The organism is Noviherbaspirillum suwonense, assembly GCF_900182955.1.
Lineage (GTDB): Bacteria > Pseudomonadota > Gammaproteobacteria > Burkholderiales > Burkholderiaceae_D > Noviherbaspirillum_A > Noviherbaspirillum_A suwonense.
On sequence record NZ_FXUL01000037.1, the window covers coordinates 20,372 to 32,891 of the forward strand.

The 12,520-nt window shown below is 54.3% G+C and carries 9 protein-coding genes; 1 reads left to right on the forward strand and 8 read right to left on the reverse strand.

Annotated features, from left to right (window positions below):
- Nucleotides 1-37: 37 nt before the first annotated feature.
- The 7 genes from QOL82_RS27435 to QOL82_RS27465 all read right to left on the reverse strand — a co-directional run bounded on the left by QOL82_RS27435 (nucleotide 38) and on the right by QOL82_RS27465 (nucleotide 7,986).
- A complete protein-coding gene (locus tag QOL82_RS27435; protein ID WP_430438559.1) occupies nucleotides 38-1,006 on the reverse strand; it encodes an ABC transporter permease subunit in 969 nt (322 codons plus the stop codon).
- A gap of 120 nt (nucleotides 1,007-1,126) precedes the next feature.
- On the reverse strand, nucleotides 1,127-1,993 hold the full coding sequence (locus QOL82_RS27440; protein ID WP_283445509.1) for an ABC transporter permease subunit: 867 nt from the start codon (nucleotides 1,991-1,993) through the stop codon (nucleotides 1,127-1,129).
- A gap of 82 nt (nucleotides 1,994-2,075) precedes the next feature.
- Nucleotides 2,076-3,299 (reverse strand): urea ABC transporter substrate-binding protein, encoded by a 1,224-nt coding sequence (locus QOL82_RS27445; protein WP_283445510.1) that lies wholly within the window; start codon nucleotides 3,297-3,299, stop codon nucleotides 2,076-2,078.
- A 501-nt stretch (nucleotides 3,300-3,800) separates the two neighbouring features.
- Nucleotides 3,801-4,451 carry an ANTAR domain-containing response regulator gene (locus QOL82_RS27450; protein WP_283445511.1) on the reverse strand — a complete coding sequence of 217 codons (651 nt, stop codon included), beginning with the start codon at nucleotides 4,449-4,451 and terminating at the stop codon, nucleotides 3,801-3,803.
- Nucleotides 4,448-5,605 (reverse strand): transporter substrate-binding domain-containing protein, encoded by a 1,158-nt coding sequence (locus QOL82_RS27455; protein ID WP_283445512.1) that lies wholly within the window; start codon nucleotides 5,603-5,605, stop codon nucleotides 4,448-4,450. Before QOL82_RS27455 ends, QOL82_RS27450 begins: the two co-directional genes overlap by 4 nt.
- Before the next feature lie 672 nt (nucleotides 5,606-6,277).
- A complete protein-coding gene (locus QOL82_RS27460) occupies nucleotides 6,278-7,180 on the reverse strand; it encodes a phytanoyl-CoA dioxygenase family protein (protein ID WP_283445513.1) in 903 nt (300 codons plus the stop codon).
- A complete protein-coding gene (locus QOL82_RS27465) occupies nucleotides 7,177-7,986 on the reverse strand; it encodes a phytanoyl-CoA dioxygenase family protein (protein WP_283445514.1) in 810 nt (269 codons plus the stop codon). The genes QOL82_RS27460 and QOL82_RS27465 overlap by 4 nt, the downstream gene beginning before the upstream one ends.
- 122 nt (nucleotides 7,987-8,108) lie before the next feature.
- On the opposite strand from QOL82_RS27465, the gene QOL82_RS27470 reads away from it, so the two are divergent.
- On the forward strand, nucleotides 8,109-9,011 hold the full coding sequence (locus QOL82_RS27470) for a LysR family transcriptional regulator (protein ID WP_283445515.1): 903 nt from the start codon (nucleotides 8,109-8,111) through the stop codon (nucleotides 9,009-9,011).
- Between the two features lie 228 nt (nucleotides 9,012-9,239).
- Here QOL82_RS27470 and QOL82_RS27475 read toward each other — a convergent pair whose 3' ends face one another.
- A complete protein-coding gene (locus QOL82_RS27475; RefSeq protein ID WP_346772321.1) occupies nucleotides 9,240-12,512 on the reverse strand; it encodes an EAL domain-containing protein in 3,273 nt (1,090 codons plus the stop codon).
- Nucleotides 12,513-12,520: the final 8 nt, after the last annotated feature.

The window sequence follows — 12,520 nt, forward strand, 5'->3', positions numbered from 1 at the left end:
GCTATTCGGTTTCGCAAAATCGCACTGCGAGCTGCTGTTATCGCTTGCTGAGCCGGGAAATTTTCGAGGCAATCGTGGGACCCAGCCCCTCCGGGGCGGCCATCACGACAAGCAACAGGATCGCTCCCATGATGACAAGAGCATATTGACTGCCGTAGACGACCAGTTCCTGTGAGAGGACCAACAGCGCGACGGTCGCAATGATGGCGCCGGGGATGCTTTTCCGGCCGCCGGTAGCGACCCAGATGATGGGCATCGCCGCGGACGTCAGGCCCATGGACGAAGGCGTAATGTAGGATCCCCATACGGTGTACAAAACGCCCGAGAGCCCCGCCAGCGTGCCGCCGAAAACGAAGATCGCGAGTTGATAACGCCGGATGTCTATACCCAGCATTTCAGCCCGATGCGGATTCTCGCGGATGGACTCCAGTGTCAGGCCAAATGTGGAGTCGAGTAGCTTTCGCGTGCCAAAGTAGACCACCGCCAGCATCAGCAACACGGCGAAATAAAAATAGACCCCCTCCACCAGGATATTTTCGCCACCCAGTCCAGGCAAAGACAGCGACGGCATCGCAGACATTCCATTGAAGCCATTGAGCCGGGCTTTTCCGATTGCCCATTGTGGGCCGGCGGTTTGCGCCATGAAGGTCTCGAACACCAGGGTTATGGACAGGGTAACGATGCCGATAAAAACATCCTTGATGCCGCCGTAGAAGATCATGTACCCCAAGACCAGGGCCATCAGGAAGCACAGGACCAGGGCGACGACGACGCCGCTCCATGTAGACAGCGGCGACTCGCCCAGATTTAGCGTAAAGACGCCGTACGCATAACCTGCCAGACCAAAAAAAGCAGTTTGCCCAAAGGACAGGATGCCGCCGTAGCCCCACATCGCCGACAGCCCGATCGCGGCGAACGTCCAGACAAGACAGTAAGCAAGATTGTTTACGGCGGAATCTGCAAGAAACAGGGGTAATAAGAAGCAGGCAAGAATTGCCATCAGCATCGGATCGGCCTTCCATCTGGACCGAAAGGACGCCGTTTTTCGAGTGGGAGCCGCCACCTTTATTTTGGGACTGCTGATGCCGCTCACGGTCGGTTCTGTTGGATTCACGCTTGGCTCCGATTACCGACGGTTGAAAAGGCTGCCAACCCCTTGGGGCAGCACGCGGATGATCACGATAACGGTCAACAACAGGCCGATTTGCCCGGCGAGCTGTCCATAATTGGCAGAAAGGCCGCTTTGGATGAAGCCGAGAAGTGCGGCGGCCGGAAGGGTTCCTTGCAAGACGTTGGCCCCGCCAGTTACCACTGTGACGAATGCCTGAACGATAAAGCCGCTGCCCATTGTCGGAACGGCTGTAATCGTAGGCGCGTACACGGCGCCGGCCAGCCCGGCCAGACCGGCGCCAAGGGCAAAGGTAAGCGTGTAGATTCGCGACGTCTTCAAGCCCAGGCAGCGGGCCATGGTGGCATTCTGTATCGTTGCGCGCGCATAGATCCCGTAATTGATACGGAAGAACAGCCAAAACAGGCATGCCAGCGTTGCGATGGCGAAAAACGGCAGCAGCGCCCGGTAGGTTGAGAACGAATACTCGCCTAGTTGAAACGGTTGAAACGGCGTTGAAAGACCTTCGATCGACGGACCCGCGAAGATGAGCATGGCCTGCTGTGTAATAAGGCTCACAGCCCAGGTGGCGACGATGGAATCGAACAGGCGGTTATAAAGATGGCGCACAATCAGCCTTTCCAGAATGACACCGGCGATCGCGGATGCCGCGACACCAAGGAACATCGCAATTGGTAGTGGAACGCCCTGTTTCGCGGTAAGGACTGTCACGTAAGCGCCGCACATGATGAATTCGCCATGTGCCAGGTTAATGACGCCCATCATTCCAAAAATCACGGCTAAGCCAAGTGCCGACAGGGTCAGGTAAGCGAATGAATCGCCGAACTGGTAGACGTAGGAATAGACGGTGGCGAGAAAATTCATGGTGTGCTTTCAGAATGCAGGAAACGCAACGAGCCGCCGTTTCGCGGCCCGTTCTGAACTGCCAATCAGGTGTGAGCCTCGGTTACCGCTTCGGTGGATTGGCTGGCGTGTACTGCGACGTATCGGCTTTCACAGCGAGGTTGCAGCCGGAATCGCCTAGCCAGTAGGGCTTGATGTCATTCCACACCTTGGGAAATTCAATGGAATGATCCGCTTTCACATGGGCGAGATAAATCGTGTGCGTCAGATGATGACTCTTTGGGTCGATACACACTTTTCCAGAAGGTCCATCGGTACAGATGTTGCCCGCTTCGAGTGCCTTGCGAACAGCGACCTTATCGGTCGATTTCGCGGCTTCGACAGCCGCCTTGTACAGATAAACGGCATCGTAGGCGTTGGCGGCTTCCTGTGAGATGTAAGGCTCGTCGGCAAACTTTGCCCGGAATCGTTTTTTGAAATCATTGCTTGCGGGAGAATCTACCTCCTCGATGTAGTTGGGGGTCACATACATGTCCTTCAGCGCAGGCGGCTTGAACCGTTTGTGCTCATACGCCTGACCGACCTGGATCGAGCTTCCCATGGGTAGATTGAGGTTTGCGGCAGCCTGTTGCTCGAAAAATGCCGACTGGATATTACCTACGAGCAGCGTCATTACAAAATCCGGCTTCGCCTTCTGGATGTTTTGAATGGTTTGACCGAATTGCGAAACGCTAAGCGGAATAAACTCTTCACCGACCATGGTGCCGCCATTCTCTTTCACGATTTTTCGAACCCATTCAGCAGAAATCTGGCCGAAGTTATAGTCTGCCGCGATCGTATAAACTTTCTTGCCGTACTTTTCCATCAGCCATGGAACCAGTGTGGAAAATTGTTGTTCAGGCACTGCGCCCGTCACAAAGACGTTAGAGTCGCACACCCCGCCTTCATACTGGTTGTTGTAGAAATAGAGTTGCTTGGCCTTATCCATGATTGGACGAATCGCTTCACGTGACGCACTCGAGAAAGCGCCAAAGATCACATCCGGTTTGTCAGTATTGACTAGCCGGCGCGCCAGTTCCTGGAATTTTGTATTGTCTGATTGGGTATCGTAGTGAATTAACTTGATTGGCCGGCCCAATACGCCGCCCTTCGCATTTATCTCCTCGACCGCCAGCTGTGTAGCATGAATCTTGGGGAGCACAGCGAGCGCGAAATTTCCGGAAGCATCTTCAAGCAGCCCGAGTTTAATCGGGTCGGCAGCAAAAGCAGATAAAGAAATAGGCAGCGAAACGACACAGCCAGCCAAAAACGTTCCGACTTTATTCATAACTTCTCCGAGGAAATCCAAGAAAACGAAAGACGAAAAAAAGCCCGCGCCGAGCAATGCTCGGTTCGGGCTTTTTTGCCGATTCCATGTGTCGACATCGTTGGCGCACACATGGATTACCTTCAGATACTATTCGGCGGCTTGGTACGTGTCAACCCCGAAATGAATTTTTCCCCAACAAATTTTTGGCGTAATCCAGCGCAATCTGCATTGCTCGCCTATTTCAGCGATAGCTCGTGAAAATCGCAGCGCAAAATGTTGCACACGGAAAATACATATGCCGTTCGGCGAAATCCTCCTACCAAATCGACTAATCACACAAAAAGGCAGCGTGACGAGCATGACTGTCTGAAGTAAAAGTCAGGCGATAGAAATTAAACGCTGCGGCCGTGCGTTTATGGAATGTATCTATAAATAATCTTAGCGCGATACAAGTAAATCCACGCCCATTATAAGCCAGTAATAGAAATCCATTCGCCGAGCGGATTTTCTGGTATCTAACTATTCGCTGCTGACTGACTTTTTTAACCCTGCTGGAATTGCGTTGAATAATATCTTGTTTGCCTGAATAACCTGGCTGGCGACATCTTCAATCTGCAATCGCAAATTCATCGCCTGAGTTCGTAGCATTTCGTACGCGTCGGATTCAGATGCCCCATGCATGGCAATCAGAATTTTTTTGGCTTCTTCGATAGTTCGAGCGCTGGTCGCCTTGTTTTCAAGTCGTCGAATTCTTTCTTCAGTTTTCTCGTAGTGTCTGGCATGCTGGAGCGCCATCATGACCGTTGACAGTACGCCAAGAGCATGTACGGGACTCACCAGCATTCCCATTGCGCCAATCCGTAATGCCTCGTCGACAACCGCCGGGTTTTCGAAATTGATCACCGATACGATGGGGGGGTGATCCTGTTGCAGCCATGGATAAGATGTTTCCTCAGCCTCGGGGGCGATAAACAAGAAGATGAGATCGATCTGGCCGTCGATCTCCTGTGGTGGCGGCCAACGGAGTTCAACAGTGCACCCGATCCGCTTCAGTTGCTGTGAAAGCGTGAGTCCATCTAGATCCTCGGGACAAAATACTTTTATCTGGGGTGTCCTGGATAAAACGGATCTCGTAAAGCTTGTAACTCTTCGATAAGCGGGCTGGGTCACGTTGTTTCCTTTTCGAGAGGCTTGGAGTCTTGCCTGTCCCATTTGTGATGCACCATATACGGATCAGGTTCGACCCGCTGAACAGCATCTTTGAGTATCGTAAATTGTCCCTGACTGTTGGCTTGGCCTATGCGGGGGTACAAGCTTGCATGATGATTGGACGGGCTAATGCGAACGTTCCCCTGAGGTGCATCTATTTCGCTGCCGAGAAGGCACGGAAGAAGGGATTGGATATCGTCGCTACCAGCCTTTTCGAATGCCTTGGCAAATAGTTTCATTCCGAAGTAGGATGCTTCCCAGTTCATATTCGGTATGGCGAGAGTACCGTAAGAACTTTCAAAAAATCGGGCAAGCGTATTACGATTTTCAGGAGAATCGATACTTTGAAAGTAAGGAGATGAGGTAAAATGTCCACAAGCCGCATCCGCACCCATGATTGCAATCTCGGCTTCAGAAGTATTGAGACTCCCAATTGGCATAGTGCCAGGGTCGAGACCAAAATTACAGAATGCCTGATACAGGTAGGAAACGGACCTCCCGATTAACGTGCAAAAGATAAAATCAGGGCGTTTTTCGATAATATCTTTTACCACTTCTTCGATAGCAGCAAAGTTGGCATAGAGACTGACATAACGCTCGCCCACAATTGCATTCCCGGGGAAATTTGAGATAAGCGATTGCATCGTGCGGTTGGTCTCGTACGGATAATTGTAGCGAGATCCGATCATGTAAATTCGATTCCCGAACCGGGAAACCATATAGTCGGCGAGTTGGACAATATTTTGATTCGGAGCCGCACCCGTATAAATAACATTATTCGAAAATTCAAAGCCTTCGTACTGTTCCGGGTAAAACAATAGCTTATTGTATTTCTCGACGATCGGAAGCATTGCCTTTCTGCTACTCGACATATAACCACCAAAGATCACATTAACCTTGTCTTCAGTGATCAATTGCTCCACTAATCGCTTATAACTGGTGTTGTCGGACTGCGGGTCGTAGCGAACACCAACTAGTTCCCTTCCGTCAACACCGCCTTGTGCATTGATCTCCTGGATGGCAAATAACGCACCATACAGTTGAGATGACTCCAGTTCGGAAGTCACACCTGTTTCTGAGAACAGCAGGCCAATACGGACCGGGTCTTTATTCATCGAATATTCTGTTAGCAATAAACATGCCGCATCGCCGGCAAGATATTTGGGTGGATTTCGGAAGGTATAGGTTTTGTGTTTGCAATCCTCTGGTGCGCCTGTAACCTTACTGATAATTTTCGCACCAGTCTAAAGCATTTAAATCCGGATCGCACCTGATTAGCACGCTGCTGGAATGCTTTCCTTAAATCAATATTGACGGCCGTGAGTGGGTCTGATCCAGCAGTCTGCGATTGATATTTCCTCGCTTGATCCGGCGAGGAACGCGACTCCATCTGCTGTTGAGTTAGTTGTCCGTCACGAATTCCTGGTCGAAATGCCGAAAAAATTAAGGCTTCGGCAAGGCTGAGCAATTAAAGAAACGCGGCTCCAACCCAAACATGGTTGGCCTTCTCCATTAATGACCAATTTTGCACCAGTGGTCGATCAGGGGGGCGTTGCCCACCCCTCACCGAACTGCGACATGGTCCAGCCGCCTTTGCCAGGTCGGTTAAGCCGTCCCCGCCATACAACTGCTGCTATCGAAGCACCAAGCGCTTACTGCAACAGTTACATTCTCACGAAGGGGCTCAGGCAAGCAGAACCTTGTGCTTCCGGAGTTCCATGTGCCCGCAGCCAGCCGACATCGTCGTCATCGCGCTCCCGCGCAGTCATCCGCGACACCAAGTTCTTCTACCGGGGCCGCTGGTCCTGCAGCGTAAATATTCCCGCATAGCCGTTCCTGAAGCTGGGCGGCAATTCGATCACGCCCGGCTCGACCCGGGCATGGCGCGACGGTTCGCCGCGCACCATGCGGTTGCGGTGGCGGCTGTCGATGACCGGGTCGGTATACGCAAATGCGTCTGCTGCGACGTACTGGATGATATAGGTGGTCCGCACCGCATCGGACAGGTTGGCGCTGGAACCATGCACCGCCAGGCCATGGTGGGCAACAATGTCGCCCGGGTCGAGTTCGTTGTCCACGATCTGCGCCATATCCGCAGCCGTCATGCTGGCATTGCAATTGAGCGTATAGAGCCCCTGGTCCCAGTGGCTGCGCGGCCCTTGTCGATGGCTGCCGGGTATGGTCTGCAGGCATCCGTTGCCCGAGCGCGATGGGTTCAGCGGCACGCTCAGCGCCACGATGTTGCTGTTCGTATGCGGGAATACCGCCCAGTCCTGATGCCAGCCGATTTCAGCGCCGCCTTCGGGCAACTTGAAATTGACCTTGGAATGGTAGAACTTGACCGGCCCGCCGACGAGGTCGGCCGCAATGTCGCCAAGGACCGAATAGAATGCGGTGTCGATAAAAACCGGGTCAAGTTCGGTCGGGCTGGAAATACGACGGATGCGCGGCCTTTCGGGCGTGTGAAAGGCATCGAGGTCGATATGCGCTGTCTTCTCTGTCAGTTTGCCGGCTTCCGTGCAGATCCGGTCGATTGCTGTATTCAAGCGCTGCAGCAGCGCCAGCTCCAGCATGGCGCGCATCGTCAGGAAGCCGGCGGCATGGTATTGCGCGATCTGCGAAGCGCCTAGCACTGGCCGGTGCGCGGCAGCCTGCGGTGCCATGGTGCTGCCCTGCCCTGCCGCATTCATGCCGCCACCTGGCGTGTCGTCAGGATAGCGTCGCTGCCTGGCTTCAGCGGCGCGAAGTTGGTCGAACGGACATAGTCCGGGCGCGGGTTCGGCACATCCAGCGGCTTGTTTGCCACTTGATTGTAGACCACGTAAATAGCCCAGCGGTCATGCCGCGACAGGTTGTGGCCGGACGCGTGCAGGATGTTCGGATGAAAGAATACGACGGTGCCGGGCTCGCCGGTGATGGGTACCGGCTCGGGGCTGCGTTCCATGATGTCCAGCAGGTCTTCCTTGGGCACCACCCAGAATTTGTAGGCAGTCGCTTCGTCGAAGCGCGGCTCCAGGTTGCCGACCTTATGGCTACCCGGGATGAAATACAGGCAGCCGTTGAATTCGGTGGGCTTGTCGAGCATGACCAGAGCGGTGGTCAGCGCCGGCTCTGGCACGCCATCCTTGCGCCAGGTGCCGTAGTCCTGGTGCCATTGCCAGACCGAGCCATCGATGGCTGTCTTCAAATTACACTTGGTATGGTAGACATACAGGCTCTCGTCGCCCAGCACGCCTTGCGCCGGCTCGAGCATGCGCGGGCATCGCGACGCCGCATGAAACACGGGCGACGCGGTCGGGCCGTTATCCTCATGCACCCGGTAGATTGTCTTGGCGACGCCACCGCTGCGCTCGCGCACCAAGTGGTCGGTGTCGATGTCCTGGATGCGGCGCAATTCGGCCTTCATTGCGTCCACTTCGTCTGTCGAAAAAAGACCGGGCATGACCAGAAAGCCATCGCGGTCGTACGTCTCGAGCTGGGTCTTGCTGAGTTTCACGGCTGTCTCCTTAATTTAATCGGATGCGGTGCGGCGATCCCGCTTAAGTCAAATCATAGGCCGGTTATACTCATACGTAAAATAGCGAATTGGTTCGCTATTGATACCTTAAAGGTACCGAAATGGACTTGCGCCATTTGCGCTATTTCATCGCCGTCGCTGAAGAACTGCATTTCACCCGTGCCGCCCGCCGCCTGCATATCGCGCAGCCGCCGATGAGCCGGCAGATCCGTGAATTGGAAAAAGAGCTGGGCGTCACTCTCTTCAATCGAACGCGGCGCCAGGTCGAGCTCACCGATGCGGGGCAGGTGTTCCTGGTCAAGGCCCGGCAAGTACTACGGGCAGCGGAGTCGGCGGTGCTGGAAACCCAGCGCGCCGAGCGCGGCGAAACCGGCAAGTTGGCAGTGGGCTTTTTCGAGCAGACGGCGTACACCTTGCTGCCGCCCATCCTGCGCGCGTTCAATCAGCGGTTTCCTGAAGTCGACGTGCAGTTGCGCTGGTTCCCTGTCATCGGCCAGGTCGGTGCGCTTGAGCAGGGGGAGGTCGACATTGCTTTCGTCCGCCCGGTTACTGACCTGTCGGCAGTGACAAAGCAACTGCTGCTGACGGAGCCTTTCGTCGTCGCAGTGCCGGCCAGCCATCCGTTAGCGGCACGCGACGTGGTGTCGATCGAGGAATGTGCGAAGGAACGGATCATTAATTACACCCAGCACCTGGCGCCCGACTACCATGCTGCGATCATGCGCGCCTGCGCGCTGGCCGGCTTTGTGCCGGAGCGGCCGCTCGACGTGGGCCAAGTCTACACCGCGCTGGGCCTGGTCAGTGCCGGGGTTGGCATCGCGTTCGCGCCCGCTTCGGTGCAAAGAATGCATTTTGATGGCCTGCTCTACAAGCCGCTGCGCGGCCGGCCGCTGGAAAGCATGACGTATCTGGCCTGGCTGCAGCCAGCGCCGCCCATTCTGTTGACGGCCTTTGTCGAGATTGCGATGCAGGTCATGGGAGAGGCGGCCATGAACACGTTCTGACAACGATACCATGCGCTGTATGCGCGGACGAGGCCATAGCCAGATTTGGCAACGCGGAGAGCGTGGAAAATGGTCGAGGGACGGGTCTTAATTCTTCCAGATGCCTGCGCTGAGATGGACGGCCTCTCCCTTTAAGCCGTTGCGACCGGGCATCCACATTTTGAACAGGCTGCCAAATGAAGACCATGCTTAATGGTAGGCGCTCCAGCAATAACATAGTTGGATCACTTAACTGGTCTGGTTCCCGTTAGGCATGGTGCCTGACCTGGTGGCTATGATTGCTGCAACATCGTGCGCGGGAAGAGGTTTGGTACACAGATAACCTTGGTAAGCGTCACAGCCATGCTGAAAGAGAAAGTCCCGTTGATCTTCTGTTTCCACGCCTTCGGCGATAACTTTCAGTCCCAGGTTGCATCCTAGTGCAATGATCGTGCGAGCGATGACTGCATCATTCGCGTTAGTCAGCAGGTCACGGACAAACGAGCGGTCAATTTTCAACATATCCAGCGGTAACCGCTTCAGATAGGCCAGGGAAGAATACCCGGTGCCAAAGTCGTCCAGTGCGAAGCTAATACCGCGCGCTTTTAGCACATTCATTTTGCTGATGGTGCCTTCCAGGTTTTCGAACAGCATACTTTCCGTCAGTTCGAGTTTAAGCCGCTGTGGAATTGCACCGGTAATGGCCAACGCGCCTAACACTTGCTCGACAAAGCCGTGATAATGGAATTGACGGGCGCTGACATTCACGGCAATTTCCAGATCCGCCAGCTTCGGTACGGCAGCCCAGCTTGCCAACTGCCGGCATGCAGTCTCCAGTACCCATTCACCCAAAGGCAGAATCAAACCAGTCTCTTCAGCTAGCTGGATAAACTCCAGTGGGGAAACCATTCCCCGCTTGGGATGCTGCCAACGGATCAGGGCCTCTACGCCCGTTATCCGGCCAGCCTTGTCAACCTGCGGCTGGTAATGGAGCAGGAACTGTCGTTCACGCAAGCCCTGCCGCAGGTCGGCTTCCAGCGACATCCGTGCGGACACTGCCGCCTGCATTCGTGGGTCGAAAAAGCACAAGGTGTTGCGGCCCGCTGCTTTGGCCTGGTACATGGCCATGTCGGCCTGCTTCAGTAACTCGCCGATGTCAACCTCGTCATTCTTAAGCAAGGTGATGCCGATACTTGGGGTACTGTTATGCTCATAGTCACCCAAGTGGTAGATTTGATTCAGGGCATCGAGAATGCTTTCGCCCTTGGACGTTGTTCGGGCTACCGCTTCCTCGATGTTCTCGCCAATTCGCTCTAGAAGCACAACGAATTCATCGCCTCCAAAACGTGCAACGGTATCGGTATCGTTGACGCAAGCGGTAAGCCGTAGACCGACCTGCTGCAGCAATAGGTCGCCTGTAGCGTGGCCAAGGGTGTCGTTCAAAGACTTGAAGTCATCGAGATCGATAAACAGCAGCGCACCCACATGGCCGCTCTGTGTGCCGGCTGCCATTGCCCGCTCTAGCCGATCCATTAAAAGCTGGCGGTTTGGCAACTGGGTCAGCGGATCATAGAAAGCTAGCTGCTGGACCCTGCGTTCAGCCGCTTTGCGTAGGCTGATATCAGTTTTAATTGCGAATATTGATTTCGGCTGGCCGGCTTCATCGTGCACCAGCGTCCACTGCGCCTCGACGGGCAACGTCGTGCCGTTCTTTCGACGCTCCGTAATTTCACCGCTCCACTCTCCAAGCTCTATCACCTGACGAGTGGCATCGTGAAGGTCGGTCGGATCTTCGTAGAGAAGCTCTGCCACCGAACGGCCGATAGCTTCCTCCGCGGTCCAGCCATATAGCCGTTCGGCGCCCTTGTTCCAGTAGTGCACTCGGTTGTCGAGCCCACGCACGACTATCGCGTCCTTTGCCTTGTCCAGCAAGGAGGCTTGTTCGCGCAGACGCGCATCCGCTTCCCTGCGCTCGGTAAGGTCAACCATGGCGCCCGTTACACGTGTTGCCTTGCCCTCACCATTTCGGATGATGAATCCACGGTCAAGGACATACGATATCGAACCGTCCTTTCGAACAAAATTGTATTCATCGCTCCAGCGGTCGCCCTCACCCGTCAGGGCAGCATCGAGACTGTTTAATACCCGGCTTCTGTCATCTTGGTGAATGCGGTCGCTCCACAGGTTGATTGACCCCTCAAATTCCTCGGGAGCGTAGCCGAACAGATTCATGACGGTTTCGCTGCGCCAGTTCGTATTGCTAATCAAATCGTAATCCCAGAGAGCATCATTGGTGCTTTTTGCAATGATTCGAAACCGCTCTTCGCTTACCTGCAACGCCTCCTGGGTTTTTTTTGTGTTTGTAATGTCGTGGAAATAGACAGTCAGGCCCTCTTCCGATGGATAGGCTCTGACCTCGGACCAAACATGGTAAGGAGCATAAAACTCCTCGAATGCGACCGTGCAATTTTCCTGCACCGCTCGATGGAATTCACGATAGCCGATCTGCCCCTGCAAAGCGCCAAACTCTTCCCACAGCACTTTACCAAGTAGCTCTTGGCGCGGCCTTTGAAACAGTCGTTCCGCCTCCCTGTTCAGGTAAGTGAATCGCCATTGACGGTCCAATGTATAGAAGGCATCCGTGATGCTATCCAAGGTCGTTGTCATGCGCTGCTCAAGAAGCTGCGCATTTTCCTCAGTACGCTTTCTCTCGCTGATGTCCTGGAAAGCGCCTTGGATGCCGGTAATCACATTTTCCACATCGCGTACCGGTTCGCCAATTGCACGCACCCAGACCGTACGTCCCGTCACAGTGATTATTTGCAACTCTTCATCATAAGGCACGCCATTTTTGATGCAGGCATCAAACCGTGCCTGAATTTTCTGACGCCATTCTGGTGCATAAAAGTTAATTGCTTCTTGCGGCGTGGGGGACGTATTGCATGGCACTTCATGAATTCTGCAAACTTCATCAGACCAGATTACGTGGCCCGTGCCAACATCGAATTTCCAGCCGCCCAAATGGGAAATCCGACTGGCAATTTGAAGCAGCAACGCATTTTTTTCGGCTTCATGTTGGCGCATGATGCGGTCGGTGATGTCCTGCACTGTGCCGAAGAGAATGGCCTGTTCATCATTTCCATGGATCAGATCTCCGCGCGAATGGACATATCGGACTTCGCCAGTAGGTCGCTTCATCCGGCATTCGATATCGAGTGGTCCCTCGTTTCTTGCAGCTCTGTCGATCGCATAAAGCACTCGCTCCCGATCCCCGGGGTGCAGAAACGAAACAAAACTATCAAACCCGTGCTGAAGATCGTCGTGCCGAATGCCCAAGATGACGCAGGTCTCTTCTGACCAGGTTATATACCTGCCTTCAACGGCGTCAACGTGGATTTCCCAAAAGCCAATATGCGCGATGCGCTGAACGGTACGTAGTCGGTGCTGAAATATGGCGGGCGCCCAGTATCCATGCGGCCTTAGCTGAGATAGGTCAGTGTTGGATTTGCAGGAATAGCCAATATAACTGG